Below are 22,585 nucleotides of genomic sequence, written 5' to 3' on the forward strand. Positions count from 1 at the left end.
AGAAACCATGCGTAAGCTTGCCCTATCTGTCTTCACCATGCTGATCCTAGCCAGCCTGCTTCTGGCAGCCTGTGGTCCAGCCACGACCCCCACCCCTGAGAAGATCATTCAAACTGTGGAGGTGGAAAAAAGGGTCATTGAGACCCAAATTGTAGAGGTCACGCCAACCGGTCAAGTTGCCCCAACCACCTACCCGCGCAACGAGACCCTCTACGTCAGCGGGGCCGCCTGGGGACCGGCCTCAACCTGGAATCCTTTCCAGCCAGGCATGCTCGCTAATACCACCGGCACCATTGGCCTGGTCTATGAATTCCTCTTCTTCTACGATCCACTGACCGATAAATTTATTCCCTGGTTGGCCGAGAAGGGAGCGTGGACCGACCCTACCACCTACGAGGTCACTCTACGTAAAGGATTGACCTGGAGCGATGGGCGCCCCCTGACCGCCGAGGATGTGAAGTTCACCCTTGAATTGGGCAAGAAATATCCCGCTCTGTGGTTCTCACCCCTTTGGACTAACACCGGGTTGACCGATGTCACCCTCGTAGACGAAACCACCTTGAAATTGACCTTCAAGGACCCGCTCTACCAGGAATGGGAGAACTACCTCTTCAACCTGCCCATTGTTCCCAAACACCTGTGGGAGAATCGGAGCGAGGAGGACATCACCACGGGAGCCAACGAGAATCCGGTCGGTTCCGGCGCGTATTTATACCTCACCCATGCCGAGGATCGCAATGTCTGGGTGCGCAATGAAAACTGGTGGGGCATCCCCATCTTCGGTAAACCAGCCCCTAAGTACATTGTAGACATCCGTACCTCAAGCAACAACGTTGCCCTGGGCATGGTGGTCAAGGGGGAACTGGACCTGAGCAACAACTTCCTCCCGGGCATCGCCACCCTAGCGGAAAAGGGATATGTGAAGACCTTCTACGAGAAGGCTCCCTACATGCTCTCAGCGAATACCGCCGTACTATTCCTAAACACCACTAAAAAACCTCTGGATGATGCCAAATTCCGCCGTGCTCTGGCCTTTGCTATTGACGTGCCCTCCATTGTCAATGTGGCGTATGCCAACCTAGTTAAGGCCGCCAGTCCCTCGGGTCTGCTGCCCACGATGAGCAAGTATGACGACCAGGAAGTCATCGCCCGCTTGGGTTACACTTTCGATACGGCCAAAGCCAAGCAAATGCTGGCCGATGCCGGCTATAAGGACGTCAACGGCGATGGTTTTGTGGAAGCGCCGGATGGCTCCAAGATTGAGCTCCAGGTGACCTGCCCGAACGGGTGGACGGACTGGATGGCAGCCATCGATATCATTGCCTCTAGCGCACAGGCCGCCGGGATTAACATTAAGGCCGCTTATCCTGATTACGGAGCCTGGAACACAGCCCTACAAGGGGGAACTTTTGACATGACCCTCAACAACTGGGCCCAAATGAGCAATACCCCCTGGACGCTCTACAACCTGCTTTTCCGGCATCCCATCCAGGAACAAATGCAGGCCGGAAACTTTGGGCGCTATGTCAACCAGCAAATGTTCGATCTGGTGGACGCCCTGGCCCGCATCCCTACCACCGATGAGACCGGGATGAAAGCCGCCACCAGCAAGATCCAGGAACTTATGCTCACTGAAATGCCCGTAATTCCGCTGTGGTACAACGGTTTGTGGGCACAATGGACCGAGACCACCTGGACGAACTGGCCTAATGAGAAGAACCCTGTTTCCCTGCCTACGACCTGGTCGGGTTACTGGCAAATGGGCGGCCTGCAAACCCTGATCAACCTCAAACCGGCGGTTCAGCCGTAACCCCTGGTTTCCCGGATGCCGCCTCTCCTCGTGAGGGGCGGCATCTCTCACTCTATTATCCGCGGTTTTCAAGGCTACAATAAATAAAAAGGCCAGGAGTCCCTCTCATGCGGCGGTACCTGACAAGAAAAATTCTCATTTATACTCTTACTTTTTTTCTTGCTGTCACCATTGATTGGCTCATTCCCCGCTTTATGCCCGGCGATCCGATACGCAATATGCTGGCGCGCGTCTCGGTAGCTTCAAATGCCTCGGCTATTCAGATGATGTATGACTATTACGCGCGCCTTTTTGGCCTTGACCTGCCCCTCTGGCAACAATATCTCAACTTTTGGAAAGCGCTCTTCCAAGGGAATTTAGGCATTAGCACCTACCTCTTCCCCACCCCGGTCATTGAGGTCCTAAAGCGTGCCGTGCCCTATGATGCGTTCTTACTTATTCCCTCCATTCTTCTAGCCTGGTACGCCGGCAATAATTTTGGTGCCATTGCAGCCCGCTCAAAACGGCTGGATAATTTCATCCTACCTCTCAGCTATGTCCTGACAGCAACGCCCTACATGTGGCTGGGAATCCTGTTGGCCTGGTTTTTTGGCATCGTCCTGGGACTTTTCCCCATTGCTGGGGCCTATAGTTTCTCCCTGCGTCCAACCTGGTCATGGACGTTTGTCCTTGATCTGCTCCATCATTGGTTTCTTCCCTTTGCTTCACTCTTTATTATTGACTTTGGTGGCTGGGCCATTGGCATGCGCAACATGATCATCTACGAACTAGAAGCAGAATACTCGCGTTATTTGACAGCCCTCGGAGCCCCCCAGCGCCTTATTCGAAGGTATGCCTTCAACAACGCCATCTTGCCTCAGATTACCGGATTGGCCCTTAGATTAGGGGTCATTGTAGCCGGAGCGTTAGTCACTGAGGTGGTTTTCTCCTATCCAGGCATTGGCTATCTGCTTCTGGCAGCCATCCAGAATCAGGATTACTTCCTCATTCAGGGCTGTTTCCTCTTTATCATCCTCGGTGTCTTGATTGCCAACTTTGTGATTGATCTGGTCTATATCGTGGTAGACCCACGAACACGGAGGGGCATGGTAGGAGAGTCGGCATGAAGAAGCGAAATGAGGTGCTTTACTTTGCCTTGCGCAACAAAAAACTGCTGATCGGAAGTGGCATTATCCTGATCTTTCTTCTCCTGGCATGGGTTGGCCCAGCATTTGCCAAATACAAGCCCTTCGATTATGCCAATCCCCTCGGCGCTGAACCTCCCTCTACAGAATATTGGTTTGGAACCACCTTCTTCGGGCAAGATGTTTTCTCACAGTTTGTCAACGGCTTGCGGGCCACCTTCATTGTTGGCCTCTTAGGTGGGGGACTGGGTACTCTAGTAGGAATGATCATTGGTTTCGCCGCCGGCTACCGTGGTGGCATTCTAGATGAAATCCTGAACGCCTTTACAAATATTGTGTTGGTCATCCCAACGCTGGCTGTCCTGTTGATCATTGCAGCCTACCTACAGGTGCGTAGCCTGCTAATGGAGTGTCTGTTTATCGGGTTAACCGCTTGGCCCTGGGCAGCCCGGGCTATCCGCGCCCAGACTTTCTCACTCCGTACGCGCGATTTTGTGGACCTAGCCAGACTAAGCGGGATGAAACCTTACAAAATTGTGCGCAGAGAGATCGCTCCTAACATGATGTCATATCTGGTGCTGGTTTTCATCTTACAGTTTGGTGGAGCCATCCTCACGGCCGCCACCCTGGATTTTATCGGCCTGGGTCCCACCAACGCCATTTCCTTGGGCCTGATGATGCAATATGCCGTCCTGTGGGGAGCCCTTCCACTAGGAATGTGGTGGTGGTTTGTTCCTCCTGGTCTGGCTATCACAGCCATTGTGGGCGCCCTTTACAGCATGAATGTGGGCTTGGACGAAATCTTCAACCCCAAACTACGCGAGATGTGAGCCATGGCTTTGAAGGTTGAAAACTTGACGGTTTACTACCAAACCTTACGGGGAGACGTCCATGCACTGGAACATGCCACGTTCCAAATTGCGGATGGTGAGATTATGGGCCTAGCCGGCGAGTCGGGATGTGGAAAAACCACGCTGGGACATAGTTTGATTGTGCTCTTCCCTCCAATGAAGTATATCGCTGGTAAGGTCTTGCTGGATGGGGAAGAGTTGCCCATCTGGGATAGCGAGCGGATGAACGCCTATCGTTTCCGCAAAGTATCCCTCATCCCACAATACGCAATGAACGCCATGAACCCGATTCGCAAAATCGGAAAAATGATCCAGGAGCTACTTGAGTCACGAGGGGTAGATTATAGAGAGGTGTTGCCGGAGTTAAAGCGGCGGCTAGATTTAGTCAGCCTATCTCATGAGGTCCTCAACATGTATCCCATCGAACTCTCTGGGGGCATGAAGCAGCGTATGGTCATGGTCATCTCCTCGTTGCTCAACCCCTCTTTGCTGATTGCCGACGAGATCACCTCAGCGCTCGACGTAGCTACTCAGAAAGCCGTCGCAGAAATGCTGGTAGAATTCCGCGATTGTCAGTTTGTCAACACCATGATCGTCGTCACCCACGATATTTCCATCCTCTACCAGATTGCCGACAGCATTCTCATCATGTATGCTGGCGTATTAGCCGAAAAAGCCCCCACCCAATCCATTATTGAGTCCCCGCGCCACCCTTATACGCGCATGTTAATCTCCTCCTTGCCCGAGGTCGGCGTGCGCCATGCCGACAAGCGCCTGAGCGGCATCCCCGGCAACCCTCCTTTGCTCCTGAATCCGCCAACGGGTTGTCGCTTCAGGGATCGTTGCCCATTGGCTTATGAGCGATGCCTTGAAGAGCCGCCTTTTTTGGAAATAGAAAAAGATCATTATGTGGCCTGCTGGAAGGAGTTCGAGAGTCATGCTTAGGTTAGATAACGTCTCTAAGGTGTACCGGATTGGCGCGTTTGGAGGAAAAGCACTTTATGCAGTTAACAACGTGAGCTTCGAGGTACACAAAGGCGAAGTTGTTTCTCTGATCGGGGAAAGCGGAAGCGGCAAGAGTACTATTGGCAAGATGATCCTACGCTTGCTTGACGTCACCGAGGGCAAAATCACTTATAACGGTGAGGATATCTCCACCTTTAAGGGTGAAACGCTAAAGAATTACTACCGCCAGGTGCAAGGTGTCTTTCAAGATCCGTTTAGTTCCTATAATCCTATCTTCAAGGCCGATCGGATCTTTGAAATCCTCCGCGAAGAATTCTTCCCCAACATCCCCATCCCCGAGTGGCAACATCGTGTTAAGAATGCCCTCGTTTCGGTGGGGCTCAATCCCGCTCACGTCCTCAATAAGTATCCTTATCAATTAAGCGGTGGGCAGTTACAGTGCTTCCTCATTGCGCGTGCCTTACTTTTAGATATCCAATTCTTGGTTGCCGACGAGATCATCAGCATGCTGGATGCCTCAACCCGCATTGACGTGCTCAACTTGCTGGCAGATCTCAAATCGCGCGGACTTTCAATCTTGTTCATCACTCATGATCTCTCCCTAGCCTATTACATCAGCGAACGTGCCGTAATCCTCTACAAAGGTTATGTGGTCGAGCGAGGCGCTGTTGAGAAAATTTTCCACACTCCACTGCATCCTTACACGCGTATGCTCATGGATTCCATCCCGCGTCTAGATCGAAAATGGGAAAAAGGCACCACGCTCCTGGAACGTAAAATAGAGGAATTTCGAGGTGGATGTCCTTATTACGAACGCTGCCCAGTAGCAGAGAAAATCTGTGCCATCTATCGCCCCTCATTGACGGAGGTGGACACCGACCATTTTGTTGCCTGTGTCCACTATGAGCCGTCCACCAATCTCTTGGGTGCCCCCGCTTACACCGAACAGCGCACCTCGCAGAGCGGTCTCGGCTGATCAACCCATAGTAATATAGAGGCAGGCGCTTATATCCGCGTCAACCTCAAACCACTTTCCAGAATGCGCTTGACCAGCGCCGGGCCTTCATAGATCAAGCCGCTATAAAGTTGCACTAAAACAGCGCCAGCATCCAGTTTTTCCTGAGCCTGTACAGGTCCCATAACCCCACCGCTTGCCACAACGGGCAACTTGCCACCAGTACGCTTGACCACCTGGGCTACCAAACGGGTGTTAAGATCATTTAGGGGCAATCCGCTCAATCCACCGGTCTCGGTGGCTAATGGCGAACCCAAACCCTGGCGCTGAAGAGTCGTATTACCGACAATAACCCCGTCCATCCCACAACGAACAATCGCCTCCAAAGCCGCATCTAGCCCTTCGTCGTCCAGGTCAGGAGCGATCTTCACCAGGAGGGGAACTCTTCGACCTAGAGCGTGTTCCTGCGCCTTTCGCGCCTCTGCCAAAGGGTGAAGCAGGTCCTCCAACATCTGCCGCTGTTGCAATTGACGCAACCCAGGGGTATTGGGTGAACTGACATTGATGGCTAAATAATCACATAACGGAGCAAAGATCCGGAGCAAGTAGAGGTAGTCTTGTGCGGCTTCCTCGAGCGGCGTTTGCCGGTTCTTGCCGATATTGACCCCCAGTATGACCCCCTGGGGTCGTTTTCCCTGCAAGCGTTGCACCAGAAACTCAGCTCCACGACTTGGAAAGCCCATCCGGTTGATGATCGCCTGGTCTTCCACCAGGCGAAAGACACGCGGAGGCGGATTACCCGCTTGAGGGCGGGGAGTCACCGTTCCTAGTTCCAGATGGCCAAATCCCAGACAAGCCAAGCCACGCCAGGCCAGACCGTCCTTATCAAAACCGGCTGCCAACCCCAATGGGTTACGGAAAGACAGTCCAAACACCTGCACAGGTGGTCCCTGAGTCTCTGGCTCAAACCAGGCTCTGAGCACAGCCCGTGTGAGGGCATTGCTCCCTCCTAAACGCAATAGGGCAATCACCCAATGATGGGCCGTTTCAGGGGCAAGGCGAAAAATGAGCGGACGTAAAAACGCGTAAAGGTTCATGTGCCTTTTAAAAATTCACGCACTTCAGCGATTTTCTCACGTGCAATGCGCCCCGTGGCTTCCCAGTAATCCAGCAACTGGCTCAGAGTCATTACCGCATGCAGGCGGTATCCGGCAGATGCCAGCGCTTCTGCCGCACCAGATTGCCGGTCTATCAGCACCACCACGTCCTGCACGAGCAAGCCCGCCTGGGTCAATCGTTCAATTGCCTCAAACTTGCTACCTCCCGTAGTGGCCAGGTCGTCAATCACCACCACCCGTTCCCCTGGATGATAGTCACCCTCAATCTCGGCCCGTGTCCCGTACTCTTTGACTTCCTTCCGCGGGTAAATAAGTGGCCAGTTCCCTAGCAGGCTCAGTACGGTGGCGATAGGCAGTGCTGCATAAGGCAACGCAGCCAGGCGGTTAAAGGAGAGATTTCGCAACACCCCCAGATAAGCGCGACTAACGTGAGCCAGCAATTTGGGGTGCGAAACCAGTTGACGCAAATCAATGTAAATAGGGGAGCGCAACCCCGATTTCAGAGTGAAACTTCCAAAGCGCACACAACCTGCTTGTAACAGCGCCTCGGCCAACGTAACCAACTCGGGCGGAAACACGGGCGTTGAATCCCGTCCCGCCATGGCAGCCGCACGCTCACGGCGCAGGGTTGCGACCCACTCCAGGGCCGCCTGGCGCGGGGACTCGGCGCGTGAAATGGCCCGCGAAACTGGTAGCAACATTCCCAAACCATCTGGTCGCAGGCCAGCTCGGAGCGCCGCTGCCAAATCACCCCCTTGAACCCCTACCCCCGGCGCCAGAAACCACATCTCCGGCACCAAACTGCGCAGACGCGCCAATGCTTCGGGATAGGTTGCTCCCACCACCAGCCCAATATTGCCCTGAGTGTTCCATGCCTGGGCTTTTAATGCCACCTTCTCATAAAGGAGCAGATCTACATCAGCGCCCCCCAAGGGAAGGTCCTGAAAATCTCCCGCGCCCGGATTGGAGGTCTTGCACAACACAAAAACGGCACGCCCAGGATCATACAGGAAAGGCTGTAAACTGTCCTGACCAAGATAGGGGCTCAAGGTAATGGCATCTGCCCCTAGAGTTTCAAACGCGGAGCGTGCATACGCCTCGGCTGTAGAAGCAATATCACCGCGCTTGGCGTCCAAAATTACCGGAATATCTTCCGGGATGCTGGCAATTACCTCTTTGAGCACCCGCCAGCCTTCCGGACCAAAGGCCTCAAAGAAAGCCACATTGGGTTTGTAGGCCAGCGCCAAATCAAGCGTAGCCTCAATTAGGCGCTGGCAAAATTCACGCGCAGCCTCGGGCGTGGGCTCAGGAAGATCCTGAAGATGCGGATCCAATCCTACGCAAAGCAATGAATCAATTTGCCGCGCGCGGGTTTCCAATCGAGTGAAGAAACCACTGTTCATCAGGCCTTTCCTAATACCATTGCCAGAAGTGCCATGCGTACGTAAAGCCCATACTCTACCTGGCGGAAATAAGCCGCGCGTGGGTCCTGATCCACTTCCATAGCGATCTCACCCACCCGCGGAAGCGGATGCATCAAGATCATGGTTTTCTTGGCTGCCTGCATGATCTCAGGGGTGATGACATATGCATCCTTCACCGACTCATACTGCTGCGGATCCTCAAAGCGTTCTTTTTGCACCCGCGTCACGTAGAGAACATCGGTCTCGGCCAAGACCGGTTCCAACGAGGTGTATTCAAACTGGGGTGTTCCGGTGGCTTGAATCTCGGTCATGATCTCACGCGGCATGCGCAGAATCTCGGGAGAGACATAATTGAGTTTGACGTTGTAAAGGGAGAGCAAACGAGCCAATGAGTGAACCGTGCGACCATATTTCAAATCGCCCAGCATGGTCACGGTAATGTGATCCACCCGCCCTAGTTCCTCTTGAATAGTGAAAAGGTCGAGCAAGGCCTGAGTGGGATGCTCACCTACACCATCGCCAGCGTTAATGATCGGTTTGCGGGCATATTTGGCTGCTAGCGCCGCAGCCCCTACTTCGGGATGGCGCAGGACGATCACATCCGCATAGGCTTCCAAGGTACGCACGGTGTCGGGTAGCGATTCCCCTTTTGCCACCGAAGAATAACGCACCTCGTTGATGGGGATCACGCTCCCCCCCAGCCGTTCCATGGCTGCAGTGAACGAAGCTGAGGTACGGGTTGAGGGTTCATAGAAAAGATTGGCCAGAATTTTGCCTTTCAGCAAATCGAAGGTACCGATGCGGCGCACCATCTCAGCCATTTCATGGGCCACCCCAAAGATATACTCCAAATCGCTACGATCGAATTGTTTGACCGAGAGGATGTCCTTGCCGTACCAGGAGGCATTTTTGTTCTCACCAAACGGCAGATAGGGACTTTTTTCTGAATATGGGGTATACGTTGCCATTTCTCACTCCTTTCTCCTTTGATAAAAGATTTCTGCAAGCGGGCGCTAAGCCCACTATGATTTACCCTGAAACCTCACGCACGTTGCGGCCAAACCCCGGCGGAACTAATACCTTTCCATCCCGGAACGCCTCTGTGCCGCGTACAACTACACGCACCACCCGTCCCCGTACTCGCCATCCTTCGAAGGGTGTCCAAGCCGCGCGGGTCAACAGAGTAGTTGCCTGTATCTCCCAGGTGGCCTCAGTGTCCACTTCGACCCACGTCTCCGGCTGAGAAGGTAAGCGAAAGATGCGTTGAGGATTCACATGGTAGCGCTGAACGACATCGTCCAGGGTTAGGCGTTCTTCGGAAACCGCTGTCAAAAAGAGCGGCAACGCCGTCTCCAGGCCAGGGAAGCCCGGCGGAGGCGTGGGGCCGTTTTTCTCGGCCAGAGTATGGGGGGCGTGGTCAGTAGCAAAACAGTCAATTACCTCCAAATTGTCCCACAACGCCTGGCGATCCGCCGGGCTGGCCAACGCGGGCCGAACCTCTGCCCGCCCTTGGCCAAGGGCTGGAATATCCTCCTCGCTCAGGAACAGATGGTGGGGAGTCACTTCACAAGTTACTTTTAAGCCACGTTCTTTAGCTGCCCGAATAATGAGGATTTCTTCACGCCGCGAGACATGACAGAGATGAACTGGATGATCATAAAAAGAAGCCAAAAGGATCACCGCTGCCAGGGTACGCCCTTCGGCGTGCACTGCCAGGGGTATCTCACGAGGCCAACGCGCAAGGTGCACCATCCAATCGGTCATATTCGCCAGACGCAGGGGGCCATAAGTATGATCAAGGTACATCTTCAACCCCGCAGCTCGCGGAGCCAACTCAGCAACCACATCGGCATTGTCGGGGGTGGCACCCAGGTATTGAGCATAATCACATAACGCCTTCTGACGTGCGGCATCCAAGGCCAGCCTCAAAGATTGAGCGTCCGTCACCGGCGGCTGGGTGTTCGGCATGGCCAGCACCAGAGTCACCCCTCCGGCCAGTGCGGCAGAGGTGCCACTTTGCCAGTCCTCCTTGTGGATGGCACCTGGCTCGCGCATGTGAACGTGAAGATCAATTAACCCAGGCAACCGCAACATGAGAGCCTCCATGCAGAGAAAGAGAGCCGTTTTCAGGCTCTCTTTCCCAGATCAACGCTAATTCAAGATGCAAAAAGAAAGAGCCTTTTACGGCTCTTTCCCTAAAAGCTCCAGGAACGCGGAAGCCATTCCGCCGTTCCATCAAGAAGTTCCTCATTAGGGTCTGCATGCTCATTTCGGGGCAATTCTATACAGGAATGCCAGTTTGTCAAGGGCCAATTTCTCAATATAAAGCCCCAAATACATCCACATCACTCATCCTCTGCCTTGACCCCGCACGCTGCGTTGTAGTCCTCCAACACGGATTGGATTTTATCCAAAACCAGGGCATCAAAACGGTTATCCAATTGCCCATCCCGCACTTTGCGGTACTGCTCTGGTAAATACTGGCTGAGTAGAGCCAGAGGAATCGAAACTCGATTCAGATTAGCCCGTAAATGTTCAAAGGCTTGCTCCACCGCGGGTGCGCTCCAATAATAGCGAATGCGATCGCTAAAGCTATACCTTCTGGCAACCCGACGCGCCCGTTCGTCACCAGAGTAATATTTTTGCCAGTAAACCGGGTTAGCCAGCATTGTCGCTTCCAACGTCTCAAGAATGTGACTCGGCGAATCACACACCCAATCTTCAATGGTCGCCAATGCAAAGACTGCCTCGCGCAAAGCAAAGGTCAGAGCTGGCCCTACCTTAAGAATTGCAAAGTGGTCCTTAACCAATGCTCGGAGGGCGTCACGGGGTTGATAGTCCGTGGAATGAGCCTCATAGACCAAGCCAGGCTGGCTTTCAATAAAACGAGAGAGGGCCTGAGCCTCTTCGCGGCAGTAGACATGAATCTCATGATCCCCGAATTCAACGCCAGGTTGCACGACCAATGCAATGACCCGTTCCCAGGCCGTCTCCAAACCTCGCTTGAAGAAAGCTGCTCGGGTCAGGGCAATCGTCTCAGCCGCATCTTCCGGCCGTGTCACCCTCAAGATTTCCGCTTCAGCCCTCGCCCCACCAGCGGGTGGCACTTCCGTCCCAATAACATACTTCGGCAAAGGCAGGCCCGCTGTACGGCAAGTTGACTCGACCACCTGAGCCAGTTCTGCTGCCCGCTCAGCAACAACCGCGGGGGAAAAATCGCGATCATCCGCACAAGGCATGGAGCAATCCAGATGAATTTTACGAAAGCCAGCTTCCGTATAGGCTTTGACAAGGACTCGAGCCTTTTCCATGGCACTCTCTGCCGGTTCGTTGGCCCAAACCAACGGTCCCAGATGATCCCCACCCAGAAGAAGATGCTCGCGCGGAAAGCCCACCTTTTCGGCAATCCTTTCCACATATCGCACAAAATCCGCCGGGGTCATTCCGGTGTATCCCCCATACTGATTGACCTGGTTACAAGTGGCTTCGATCAGGACAGGCGTATGGAGGGCCTGTCCATTGCGCAGAGCTGCCTCAATGACATACGGATGGGCCGAGCATACCGAGGTAATGCCCAGAGGACGGCCAAAGTGATGAGAAAGCACTACAAAATCCAGGTAAGTGACCATCATTGTCCTCCCGTAGACAGCGAAAGCCCCACGCGCTCCCAGTGGACCAGGACGTCTAACGCCTCTGTAAGCGTGGGCTGAGCGGCGGTGCCCCCCGCTGCTCGAGTCGAAAGGGAACCGCAAATGACCGCTAGGCGAAGAGCACGCTCCAGATCCCAGCCATTAAGGTAGCCACAAATGAAACCGGCATCAAAACTATCACCCGCACCTACCGTATCCACCACGGTTACAGGTAAACCCGGGGCGTACACCCGCCGATGCCCTTGCACGGCCAATGCCCCTCGCGCGCCCAGTTTGATCGCCACAGTCCCCACCCGAGTGGCCAGTTTTCGAGCGGCTGACTCAACGTCTGCTTCACGGCTCAACGAACACGCCTCAACCTCATTCAGAAAAAGGACATCTGTTTCGGCCAGCAGGGTCTCAAAGCCCTGCCACTGTCCGCTGGGATCATAGTTGGTATCTAATGAGGTGGTGACTCCGCGCGCGCGTGCCTCGCGAAACAAGCCCGGCAGGCCGGGTTGAAGATTGGTTTGCAAAAAATAGGACGCCACATGAATATGTCGAACCCGCCCTAGAACCTCTGAGGGAACATCCTCAGCCCGAAGCGCTGGAATCAACCCAGGATAGGTCAAGATAGCCCGATCCACTCCGCGCACCAGGATGACGCTGAGCCCGGTAGCCCCCTCCGCCCGCACCTGCACATAATCGGTATCTATGCCACGCAAACGCATCTGCTCCAGCATGAACCGGCCAAACACATCTGCTCCACACACACCAACGAAGGCAGTCTTCAGCCCCAAACGCGCCGCACCACAGGCAAAAATGGCCGATGAGGAGCCCACGGTCAAGGTGGCACTATCCACCAGTTTTTCCACTTGCCCAAAAACCGGCTCAACATCGCCCGTCAAGATAAGATCCGGATTGATTTCACCTACAACTAGGAGATCAAACGCTTTGGGTGTGCTCATTTCTCGCGCTCCACAGAATTAATGCTCCAACCAACCCCACCCCGCTGGTGATACGAAACATCCATATAGCCCCCACGTGGGCCAACAAAAATCCGCCCAGCAACGAACCCACGACCATCCCCACACCCATAATGGCACTAGAAAATAACCCCTGAGCCGTCGCGTTGAGGCCGGGCGGCGCCATCATCCCCGCATAAGAGACCCCAGCTACCCACATCAAAGCATAAGTCAACCCGTGCATCAATTGGATTAGCATTGCCATCCAGGGTTGAGTAATAAACGAATACAACAGTGCGCGCACAGCAAAAAGGATTAACCCTACTGTCATCAGCCATTGTGGAGGCCAGCGCTTTAGTAGCCCACTTGAAACATAGAGAATTGATACTTCAGAGAGGGTTGCCACAGTCAGGCTAAGCCCAAGAAGCGATTGGGAGGCCCCTAAATCCTGAAGGAAAAGAAATAGAAAATTACTGATTACAGATATGAGAACACCACCGCTGAAGGCTGTAAACAAGAAAGCCCGCCAGCGTGGATCAGCCCAAAAAAGCGAAAAGGCCCTTGCTTCCAGGGGACGTATCAGGGTTGAGTGCACGGGCTGACGTGCAACCAGCAACGCACTCAATCCCATAAGAGCCCCAAAGACAATAAATAGCCCTTGTAACCCCACCCTTTCGGCCAAACGTCCGGCCAGAGGCGCACAAACTCCCCACCCAATGGCACCCCATAGACGGATGCGCCCGTAACGCTCACGTTGATTTCCCAATGATTGTAGCACCGAGCTGTCTAGAATCGGCACAATGGGGGACAAGAACAATGCCAGAGGAATAAGCACAACAAGAAGCCCCGTGAATGAACGCGGCAAGGCCAGGAGCATCCCAAAAACGGCCACGCTAACCAGCGATAAAACCAACACCTGCTTGTGGCGTTGGCGCGAGTCGGCCAACCAGCCCCACAACGGCCCGCTAACCAGGTTTATCAATGGAACTGCCGCCGTTAGTACTCCGATTTGTTCACCTCCCACCCCCAATTGACGATAGTACACTGGCAGGTAAGGATATAAAGCCGCTAACGCCGCATAGTAAATAAAATACAAAATTGGCCAATACATACAAGAGGCTCTTTAGGCCCACCTGAGATAGGCAAAAGCATCAATAGGTCTTATACCAATCAAAGGAGGCTTCACCAGAAAAAACCTCCGTCCAGGGACGCGCCAAAGCGTAACACAAGGCCGCCAAGCGCTTCAAGCGCTCTCGCGCAACTGTGCGCAAAAACTCACTGCGAGCAGCGGAGTCCAAGTTAGTGGCCTCCTGCCATACAGCCCGCCCTACCGCGATCCCACTTGCCCCGCTCTGGCACGCCAAGGTCACCTGACGTAAATAAGTTTCAAAACTCACCGCTGCTGAGAGCAATATCCAGGGGACAGCCGACGCAGCATGGAGCTCTGCCAAGACCTCGCGCCACATCTTCTCATCTTGGTTATGCGCTGTCAACGGGAATTCAGCCTTGAGCACATCAACGCCCGGAATAACGCTCAAACGACGAGCTGTTTCTATTACCACCCAACGCTTTTCTTCATCGCTTAGTGTGGCACCCTGCAGGGAATAGGAGAGCGGTTCTAACATAAGCGGAAGATCATATTTCAGGCTCTCCTCTCCCACTTGGGCCACAAAGGTTTCAATTTCTCTGGCAGTAGGAGATTGAGGGTGATAATAAACCAGCAACTTAATCATACTAGCGCCCATACGTCGCGCCTTTTCCACACTCCATCCCGGCAAAACCTGAGAACGCCGAGCGCCAGGATCTCCGGTATAACCGGTTGCCTCCATTGCCACCACAAGCCCCAACTGGCCAGGTAGGATCTGGGTCGCAATGGCTTGCGCTGCCGAAACCTCGGGGTCCAATAGCACCGCGGTGGCCCCGTCGGCCAGCGCGGCCAGCACCTCCAGTTTAAACTGAGAGAGTTCAGCATTACTTACAGCAGCGGGATTCTGCGGGTTGAGCGCACGTCGCAGATTCTGACGGTGATCAAGCGCCAGGATAGTAAAAATGTGCCTAGCGCTGCTGCATTGCTGTAAGCCACGCAATTTACCTATTGAGCGCTTCTCCATGATGTGAGTCCTCACAAAGCAGAATGAGATTAGACCTTATAACGCCCACCCAGGAGACATCCTGAGGGTTTCCATGCCCTTGTCTTTTCAGGCCTGGATAACCCGAACCCCTGCTTCGCGCAATGCCTCCACAAACTCCTGAGGTGCACCTGTATCGGTGATTAAGGTGTGGATGGCACTAATAGGCGCCACCCGGGCCGTCGAAACACGCCCACATTTGGAATGATCTGCTAGCACAATGACCTCACGGCTGATCTTTAAGATGGCTCGGTCAGTGAGCGTCTCGGGTAGATAGGCATTGGTCAGACCCTCGCCAACATCAATGGCGTGAATCCCAATGAAGACCTTATCTGCTCGCACCTCGCTCAACGCTTGTTCAGTAATATGACCGATGAATGAGAGCTCGCTGGAGCGCAACACTCCACCTAATCCCACTAATGTGATTCCTCCTGAAGAGGCAAGTTCATTGATAACAGGGAGAGAATTGGTGATAACCGTCAAATTGTTGAAGGAACGCAATAGACGAGCCAATTCCAGCACTGTAGAGCCCGAACCAAGGAAGACTGTCTCCCCTTCCTGGATCAAGGCAGCCGCCGCCCGCGCAATCCGTTGTTTCTCGTCCAAATGCTGGTTGGAGCGCTGGAGGATAGGAGGCTCGGCTGGGGCACGGCGCGCAGGTATGGCACCACCACGCACTTTGCAAATCAATCCACGCTGGTCCAGGGCTTCCAGATCCCGACGGGCAGTTGCCTCGCTGATGCCAAACGCCTCACAGATCTCCACAATGCTGACACGCTGGCGACGATTGATCAGATCTAGGATAAGCCCTTGCCGATCAGGCCCAGGAAAGGCGGTTTTCTGTGCGCTGGTTTTCATCTCCGCATCCTCTTGATCTTGAAATACACCTAGATAAATGAACGATTATGACTGATTGTACGATATTTTGATTGAATGTGCAACGCTTGGTTGTTCTATTGATTTCACAGCAATCCCTCAGCACCGATTAAGCAATTTTGCTTACCACGATTCACGCCATGCCGCGCTCGGTAGGCTACAGTCTTATTGTTATACTCTGGAGTGCAAAACCCTAAAAGGTGGAAGACCAAATGTGCTTCATAACCACTTTATCACGGCAGAACCTAAAAACCATCTCACTGCTCTTCGTGGCTGCCACGGTGCTAATTGCCGCGTGTGTTACTTCAACCCCCAGTTTGCCTATGGCAGCCCCCAACGAGATGCCCCTTGAAGTTCAGAAAGCACCCGTCATCGTTCAGGATGCCTATCGTTTTGCCGTGGCAAATCCAAATATTCTCTCCCAGATACCCTGCTATTGCGGATGCGGGGCTATAGGTCACACCTCGAATTATGATTGTTACGTAAAAGAAGCCCAACCTTCAGGTGTCATCGAATTCGACACCCATGCCTTGGGTTGTTCTATTTGTGTTGATATCACTCAAGATGTCATGCGCTTGACCCGAGAGGGTAAGACTCTGGACGAAGTCCAGATCTTCATTGATCATACCTACGCCCAATACGGACCACCAACACCATTGAAACCATGAAATACATTCCAGTTATGGTTCAAAGGCTCGCTTCATCTCGACGGAGCGTTTATCTGATTTTCATCTCGGCCGCGGCCATAATTCTTGGAATACCTGTGCCGCCACCTGCCATATCGGCTACCGAGCGCTATATTCGCGTTGAGGCAAGCATGTATCGCTTCTCCCCTGAGCAGATTTTTGTTTCTCCTGGCGAGCGGGTGACAATTGAATTGGTCGCTACCGATGTTAAGCACGGTCTGTATCTGGATGATTATGGATTAAGCCTGGAAGCCGAACCGGGGCAACCCGCACGAGAAACATTTGTGGCCACCCGACCAGGTGTGTACCGCCTCCGCTGTTCAGTGCCTTGTGGGAATTTACACCCCTTCATGTTGGGAAAGCTTCAAATTGGCCCCAACCTTGCTCTTCTGCGCGGAAGCCTCCTAGGCGCAATGGCTATAATTATTGCTCTCTTTCCTCGCTCTGCTCCCCAGATGTCACGACAAAAGCACTTCCCAAATGGCACCGATTGAGTTAACCCGTTTTTCTCAGATCTATTCCCTTTTGCATAGCCGTTGGCCCCAGTTTATCCTCCGTGCACTCATACTGGCCGGTTTTATGTTCACAATCCTGAGCGGTCTGTGGGGATCTCAGGTGGGAAGCCATAATTTTGCTACAATTTTTGTCTGGATTGCTTGGTGGAGTGCATTAAAACTTTTCTTTATTCCCATAGGGGGACGTACCTGGTGTAGCATTTGTCCTCTCCCTTTACTAGGTGAGTGGCTGCAAAACCGAGGGATTTTGCGCTCACGAGATGCACAATGCCTGCATGGAAAGAGCTGGCCCCGCGCCTGGCGTAACGCCTGGATACCAGTGGTCAGTTTTTTGCTGGTGGGCTGGTTCGGTGTTATCATCTTAACTTCTCCGCGGACTACCGCATTTGTACTGTTAGGGTTGTTCGTCCTCGCTACGCTACTTGGGTTAATATACGAAAGGCGTGCTTTTTGTCGTTATATTTGTCCCGTTGGTGGCTTTAGCGGACTTTATACCAGATTAGCCCCACCCGCTATACGCGTAAGCAATACTACACTATGTACCATTCATATTGAAAAGACATGCTACAACGTCTGTCCGTGGGGACAGTATCCTTTGGCCCTTAAGACCAGTGGCAACTGCGGGCTATGCATGGAATGCCTGCGTGCCTGCCCCTATCAGAATATTAGTCTTAGCCTGCGTCCATGGGGAATCGAGTTATCTTCACCCCCCAAGATGAGAGTAGACGAGGTATTTCTTGCACTTGTGATGTTAACCACCGCTGGTGTAGATGCGGCCATTTTTCTGGGCCCTTGGGGCGCGCTAAAGTCCGCCACCTATACAGTGGGAAGCCCGGGTTGGTGGATCTTTGCAACGGCTTTCCTCCTCCTGGTGCTCGGTATTGTCCCCGCTTTTTATGCCCTGACAACATGGATCGCCCAAAGAATACGAAAGGGAGGACTCTCCCCTAAGTCATCATTCACCTATTATGGACCAATCTTGCTACCCCTTGGCCTAATGGCTTGGATTGCTTTTACCTTGGCATTTGCTTCCACAAAACTATCATACCTCTTACCTGTGCTCTCTGACCCTCTGGGCTGGGGATGGAATTTGTTGGGATTGACTAACCATATTTCAACAGGACAAACTCCCCTGCTCAGCTCCGCCCTACAGACCCTTATCCTCGCTGGTGGCGCTATGATCGCCACAAAAACCGCGCGCGAGTTATCCCGGTCTTTGTATGAGTCCATTCCCTGCTCATATTCATTGCTACATTTACCTGGATAATGATATGGCTGCTTATAGGATGAAGCAAGAACACCTTGCACGTTTCATTATGGTTCTCTTGATCATACTAGTGCTGGCATCACCCGCTATGGGCAAAATGTTGTGGCGCCTTCAAAATTCCGCCACGCTAGAGATACATGCCCGCTTGCCTGAGTCCGGTGGGTGGTCGCTGAATACCATCACTGTTCGCAGTGGACAACCCTTAACTCTTCGTTTTACCAGCGAAGATGTTGTGCACGGATTTGCTATCGGCAAACTCAACCTGCCTGAGATTGAAATTTTGCCTGGTGAATTTATTGAAACAACTTTAACTTTCTCTAATCCTGGCAAATACACTTTTTACTGCACTCGCTGGTGTGGCCCCAATCACTGGCGCATGCGCGGGGTGATCAACGTTATTGGGATGAGCCCCACTCCCACCCCCGAACCACCACCGCTTTACCTCGCACTGGGCATTGACTTGGATGCTCCTCATCGTGCCGAGAGCATCCCCAGGCGGGCAGCCGATCCCCAGCACGGATCAGGGCTGCAGAACCACCTACCATCCTATGCGCTTGAGCAAGACACCTACCTCTCCAATAGCCCAGCCTCGCTATGGATGCGCTTACGGGCCGAATCGTCATTACGACCTCTGAGTGACGACGACCTTTGGGACCTTGTGGCGTGGATATGGGAGCAACATGCCTCAGCGCAAGAAATCGCTATAGGACAGAAACTCTACGCCCAAAACTGCGCCGCATGCCATGGCGAATCCGGGAAGGGTGATGGAGTTATGATACGAGATCTCCCTCCGCCTACTGCTGAGGATCATGTCACCTCTCACGAGGAACGCACACGCCCTCCTGATTGGAGTGACCCCCACCAACTACTTGGAGCTAGTCCCGCCCTCCTGGCCGGCAAAATTATCCGTGGAGGAATGGGTACGGGTATGCCTTACTGGGGCCCTATATTCACTTCCGAGCAAATAGATGCTTTGGTGACATATCTCTATCGTTTTGCCTGGAACGGCGCTCCCAATGCTTCAACACATCCTTAGGTACTCGATTGTACACTTACTCGAACCCGCGTACCTTCGCCAGGTGCCGTATACAATTCCAAACGCGCGCCGATCAACTCGGCTCGTTCACGCATTCCAAGAAGCCCAAAATGTCCCTGTAGCGCAAAGTCGGTTGGGGCATTGGGTAACAGAAAACCGTCTCCATCATCTTCTATTTCCAGGATCACCTTTCGGTCTTCAAAAACTATACGAAGATCGGCGCGCTGTGCATGGGCATGACGAATTACATTGTTTAACGCCTCTTGAGCAATGCGATATAAAACAAGTTCAACTTGGGGATCAAGGCGTCGTTCCCATCCCACGCACTTAAGATCTATGCGTACCCCACTGGATTGCTCAACTTCTTGAGCTAACATCTCTAACGCAGTAACCAACCCTAAATCTTCAAGATAAATGGGGCGCAGCGCCCGGATGAGACGGCGCAAATTTTCAATGGTCTGCTCAGCTAACAGTTCCAACTCTCGCAAAACTTTTCTACTATTGGGATCGCGCACTGACTTTATAGCCAATTGAACATGATGCTTGAGCGCAATGAGCGCTTGAATGGTATCGTCATGAAGTTCACGTGCCAGACGGCGACGTTCTTCCTCCTGCCCCGTGGTAATAGCGTTGATATAATCGCGCAGGCCTTCTTGAGCGGCCTGAACCTTACGCGCCATCTCACTCAGTTCGCGCTGTAAGTTTTGAATCTCAACAATCCCTCCCACTGGTTGTTGAACGGCTTCAAAATTACCCTCGGATAACGCCCCTGCTTGCTTTTCAAGCGCCTGCAGAGGACGAATAATCTGCCGTGTACCAAACCAAAACGCCGCTCCAGCAACAGCCAAAGGGACAAGAAGAACCAACGGAGCCACCAGAGTTAACTCTAAGAGGGGGTTGGTTGCCGCTTTCCAGGCCTCCTCAGATAAATACTGACGCATGACGTGCTCATGCAGAGCCAAGCTACCCACCACCACACCAATCAGGATAATCGTTATAGGCAGTACCATCCAAAATAATGCCTGGAACCCCGAAGCGCTAAATATATATTGACGCTTATTCATAACGAAATTCATCCCCCGAGAATCCCGTCGGTTGTGGGATTAATCCCAAAGCCACCGCTCGCATGACCGCCTCAGTACGACTGCCAACCTGTAATTTAGCAAAAATGTGGGCTAAGTGTCCCTGAACCGTACGATCGCTAATCCCCAACTGTATCCCAATGGCTTTATTAGTTAATCCTCGGGCCACCAAGCGTAGTACATCCAATTCACGCTCTGTCAATGGCTCCATCAAACGCTTGCTGCGGCGGAAGAGGGTAGACATAAGTTTACGAGCAATAAGAGGATCAATCGCTGACTTTCCTTCATAAACGTCACGCACAGCCTGCACCAAATCTTCCGCATCCGCGGTCTTAAGCACGTAACCATTTGCCCCCGCCTGGAGTACTGCTATCACGTAAGGATCATCATCATAGGCAGTGAGAATAAGAATCCCTACCCGCGGAAAATGCGCCCGAACGCGTTGGGTAACCTCGATCCCACTAGCCTTTGGCATTTGAATATCCAGGACAGCCACATCGGGCTGATGTCTTTCAATTAACGCAAGCGCCTCTTCACCATCCGCGGCTTCGGCAACAACTTGAATATCCCGTTCTCTCTCAAGCAATTGACGTATTCCCGCCCGCACGATGTGATGATCATCTGCCAGCAGCACCCGAATCTTCGTCTTAGCCTTAGAGCGCTTTTCCATAACCTTCATCCATGATACTTGATTATAGCCTACTCTCTGAGCAGATATCCCAAAGTTTGGGACTCGGGCTGAGTAGATCCCCCCTTCCTTACCGAATGCACTACTAGGTCAGCGATCCCCCATCCCGCCAGCAGACCAGTAAGTAACCGCATCCAGAAATCGAACGAGCCCAGAGCATCCCCAGCATAAAACCAAGGCGGGAGAGCGTTACCGGTTAGAGCAACCAACCACAAATTATTTGCACGAAAACCCCGTTCAATCCCCGACAAGTCACTGATCAAGTGGGGAAACCCATCCACAGCCATGGGCAGGAGAAAAAGCAAGGAGAGCAATCGGGGGCGGGAACAAGGGCACAACGGCCAAGGCCATCGTATGGCAGCAAAGAGCCAGATGCTAGTATAAAAAGAAACCGCCCGATCCGACCAGGCCACCTTCCATCCTATAACCGGGTCACCTATAAACCGGCGCAAAACAAGCGGATCTGAGCTTGGCTCCCAAGCCGCTTGAATCTCCGCCAGAGTGTCCATCGGTTTGGCACCAAACAAGAAAAAGGACCGTTCCGGTAACTGATGGCAAAAGAAGGAATAAATCCAATAAACTATCTTAGCAAGTTCGGCTCGCCCCACGGGCATCAACATAGACGCTAGGAAGGGTATAAAAACCCATACTCCATAAGCCCCTCAAAGGATCAGCAAAATGCAATGCCGACGCAATCCAGCCATTACGGCTTGATCATTGAGAGTGCATTTTGGATTTAAGGCACCCAAATCGAGATTACATGTACCACCAAGTCAGGTTGTTCGGGATCGTTGGTGATCAGGTGCACGGCAAAATCGTGAGGGCCTTCCATTCCTTTATGCATCATGAAAATGTTGGATCGTATGATCGTGCTCTCACCCGGCTTGAGGACCATCGAACCGATGGTCAGCGTCGGCGGTCAACACCCCTCCAAAACCTCGATATAGGGTTTTTCCTTAAACCTTAAGACGCCATCACCGGTATTGGTAACCTTAATCTCAAACGTGAGCGGTGTGTCCAATTTAACGGTGCCAAAATCAATCCTGGGCTGATCAACCGCCAGAGTCGGTGTGCCACTATCACTGCTTGCCCTAGTACCTAATAGCAGACCTAAGATCAATAGAAGGCCCCCTCCCACTACCAAATAGACATAAACGGGATTTCGGAGTTTCCGATCCCTTGAATGTGGTTTGCGAAATCTCTTGCCCATAAGACCCTTACCTTTACTTCCTAGAGTGTCGTTCCACAATGGGGACAGTGTTTATACTCGGGCTGCACCGGTCGCTGACAAGTGGGACAACGCAAAGCCGACGTGTTCTCGGTGGGCTGCGACGATCCACGCAAAACCCAAATAATACCTAGAATCCCCAGAGTTAGCAGCCCTAAGGGCACCAGAACCACCAGGAACATTCCCCACCACCCCCATGGGGTAAATCCCCATGTCATCATTCCACGTCCCATCAT

21 protein-coding genes and 1 pseudogene are annotated in these 22,585 nt (G+C 52.9%); 9 read left to right on the forward strand and 13 right to left on the reverse strand.

Going from position 1 to position 22,585, the window contains the following annotated elements; all coding sequences use genetic code 11:
* Window positions 1–7 precede the first annotated feature (7 nt).
* The 5 genes from Q0721_RS10190 (at window position 8) to Q0721_RS10210 (ending at window position 5,727) form a co-directional block, all read left to right on the forward strand.
* Window positions 8–1,810, forward strand: coding sequence for an ABC transporter substrate-binding protein (locus Q0721_RS10190; protein WP_299029236.1), 1,803 nt, complete (start codon window positions 8–10; stop codon window positions 1,808–1,810).
* 107 nt (window positions 1,811–1,917) lie between these two features.
* Window positions 1,918–2,916: an ABC transporter permease gene (locus Q0721_RS10195; RefSeq protein ID WP_299029239.1), complete on the forward strand. Its 999-nt coding sequence runs from the start codon at window positions 1,918–1,920 to the stop codon at window positions 2,914–2,916.
* Window positions 2,913–3,764, forward strand: a complete 852-nt coding sequence (locus Q0721_RS10200) for an ABC transporter permease (RefSeq protein WP_299029242.1) — start codon at window positions 2,913–2,915, stop codon at window positions 3,762–3,764. Before Q0721_RS10195 ends, Q0721_RS10200 begins: the two co-directional genes overlap by 4 nt.
* 3 nt (window positions 3,765–3,767) lie before the next feature.
* Complete coding sequence (locus Q0721_RS10205) at window positions 3,768–4,730, forward strand: ABC transporter ATP-binding protein (RefSeq protein WP_299029245.1); 963 nt, start codon at window positions 3,768–3,770, stop codon at window positions 4,728–4,730.
* Entirely contained in the window at window positions 4,723–5,727 is a 1,005-nt protein-coding gene (locus Q0721_RS10210; protein WP_299029248.1) for an ABC transporter ATP-binding protein, read from the forward strand. The genes Q0721_RS10205 and Q0721_RS10210 overlap by 8 nt, the downstream gene beginning before the upstream one ends.
* A gap of 29 nt (window positions 5,728–5,756) precedes the next feature.
* Here the strand turns inward: Q0721_RS10210 and Q0721_RS10215 are convergent, their stop codons facing one another.
* The 9 genes from Q0721_RS10215 to Q0721_RS10255 all read right to left on the reverse strand — a co-directional run bounded on the left by Q0721_RS10215 (window position 5,757) and on the right by Q0721_RS10255 (window position 15,829).
* Window positions 5,757–6,803, reverse strand: coding sequence for a quinone-dependent dihydroorotate dehydrogenase (locus Q0721_RS10215; protein ID WP_299029251.1), 1,047 nt, complete (start codon window positions 6,801–6,803; stop codon window positions 5,757–5,759).
* Window positions 6,800–8,227, reverse strand: a complete 1,428-nt coding sequence (gene pyrF, locus Q0721_RS10220; RefSeq protein WP_299029254.1) for an orotidine-5'-phosphate decarboxylase — start codon at window positions 8,225–8,227, stop codon at window positions 6,800–6,802. Before pyrF ends, Q0721_RS10215 begins: the two co-directional genes overlap by 4 nt.
* The gene (gene pyrB / locus Q0721_RS10225; RefSeq protein WP_299029256.1) at window positions 8,227–9,216 is read right to left on the reverse strand and encodes an aspartate carbamoyltransferase; all 990 of its coding nucleotides are present in this window, start codon (window positions 9,214–9,216) and stop codon (window positions 8,227–8,229) included. The genes pyrF and pyrB overlap by 1 nt, the downstream gene beginning before the upstream one ends.
* Before the next feature lie 61 nt (window positions 9,217–9,277).
* The gene (locus Q0721_RS10230; protein ID WP_299029259.1) at window positions 9,278–10,342 is read right to left on the reverse strand and encodes an amidohydrolase family protein; all 1,065 of its coding nucleotides are present in this window, start codon (window positions 10,340–10,342) and stop codon (window positions 9,278–9,280) included.
* Window positions 10,343–10,593: 251 nt separating this feature from the next.
* On the reverse strand, window positions 10,594–11,880 hold the full coding sequence (locus tag Q0721_RS10235) for a D-tagatose-bisphosphate aldolase, class II, non-catalytic subunit (RefSeq protein WP_299029262.1): 1,287 nt from the start codon (window positions 11,878–11,880) through the stop codon (window positions 10,594–10,596).
* Window positions 11,877–12,845 carry a carbohydrate kinase family protein gene (locus Q0721_RS10240; protein WP_299029265.1) on the reverse strand — a complete coding sequence of 323 codons (969 nt, stop codon included), beginning with the start codon at window positions 12,843–12,845 and terminating at the stop codon, window positions 11,877–11,879. The genes Q0721_RS10235 and Q0721_RS10240 overlap by 4 nt, the downstream gene beginning before the upstream one ends.
* Window positions 12,823–13,953, reverse strand: a complete 1,131-nt coding sequence (locus Q0721_RS10245) for a major facilitator superfamily domain-containing protein 6 (protein WP_299029267.1) — start codon at window positions 13,951–13,953, stop codon at window positions 12,823–12,825. Before Q0721_RS10245 ends, Q0721_RS10240 begins: the two co-directional genes overlap by 23 nt.
* 40 nt (window positions 13,954–13,993) lie before the next feature.
* Window positions 13,994–14,953, reverse strand: coding sequence for a tagatose 1,6-diphosphate aldolase (locus Q0721_RS10250; RefSeq protein WP_299029270.1), 960 nt, complete (start codon window positions 14,951–14,953; stop codon window positions 13,994–13,996).
* An 87-nt stretch (window positions 14,954–15,040) separates the two neighbouring features.
* Complete coding sequence (locus Q0721_RS10255) at window positions 15,041–15,829, reverse strand: DeoR/GlpR family DNA-binding transcription regulator (RefSeq protein ID WP_299029273.1); 789 nt, start codon at window positions 15,827–15,829, stop codon at window positions 15,041–15,043.
* Window positions 15,830–16,059: 230 nt separating this feature from the next.
* Here Q0721_RS10255 and Q0721_RS10260 point away from each other — a divergent pair, with 230 nt between their 5' ends.
* The 4 genes from Q0721_RS10260 to Q0721_RS10270 all read left to right on the forward strand — a co-directional run bounded on the left by Q0721_RS10260 (window position 16,060) and on the right by Q0721_RS10270 (window position 19,351).
* Window positions 16,060–16,515, forward strand: coding sequence for a PCYCGC motif-containing (lipo)protein (locus tag Q0721_RS10260; protein ID WP_299029276.1), 456 nt, complete (start codon window positions 16,060–16,062; stop codon window positions 16,513–16,515).
* A gap of 14 nt (window positions 16,516–16,529) precedes the next feature.
* Window positions 16,530–17,027: a cupredoxin domain-containing protein gene (locus tag Q0721_RS10265; protein WP_299029279.1), complete on the forward strand. Its 498-nt coding sequence runs from the start codon at window positions 16,530–16,532 to the stop codon at window positions 17,025–17,027.
* Between the two features lie 85 nt (window positions 17,028–17,112).
* Entirely contained in the window at window positions 17,113–18,315 is a 1,203-nt protein-coding gene (locus Q0721_RS12390; protein ID WP_366519212.1) for a 4Fe-4S binding protein, read from the forward strand.
* Between the two features lie 4 nt (window positions 18,316–18,319).
* Window positions 18,320–19,351, forward strand: coding sequence for a c-type cytochrome (locus tag Q0721_RS10270; protein ID WP_299029281.1), 1,032 nt, complete (start codon window positions 18,320–18,322; stop codon window positions 19,349–19,351).
* Here the strand turns inward: Q0721_RS10270 and Q0721_RS10275 are convergent.
* The 4 genes and pseudogenes from Q0721_RS10275 to Q0721_RS10290 all read right to left on the reverse strand — a co-directional run.
* Complete coding sequence (locus Q0721_RS10275; RefSeq protein ID WP_299029283.1) at window positions 19,348–20,415, reverse strand: histidine kinase; 1,068 nt, start codon at window positions 20,413–20,415, stop codon at window positions 19,348–19,350. The genes Q0721_RS10270 and Q0721_RS10275 overlap by 4 nt on opposite strands.
* Complete coding sequence (locus Q0721_RS10280) at window positions 20,408–21,103, reverse strand: response regulator transcription factor (RefSeq protein ID WP_299029285.1); 696 nt, start codon at window positions 21,101–21,103, stop codon at window positions 20,408–20,410. The genes Q0721_RS10275 and Q0721_RS10280 overlap by 8 nt, the downstream gene beginning before the upstream one ends.
* A 29-nt stretch (window positions 21,104–21,132) precedes the next feature.
* Window positions 21,133–21,630: a hypothetical protein gene (locus Q0721_RS10285; RefSeq protein WP_299029287.1), complete on the reverse strand. Its 498-nt coding sequence runs from the start codon at window positions 21,628–21,630 to the stop codon at window positions 21,133–21,135.
* 721 nt (window positions 21,631–22,351) lie between these two features.
* Window positions 22,352–22,585, reverse strand: a pseudogene (locus Q0721_RS10290) (zinc-ribbon domain-containing protein); the annotation flags it as partial.

The organism is uncultured Thermanaerothrix sp. (assembly GCF_938028735.1).
In the GTDB taxonomy this organism is placed as follows: Bacteria; Chloroflexota; Anaerolineae; order Anaerolineales; family Anaerolineaceae; genus Thermanaerothrix.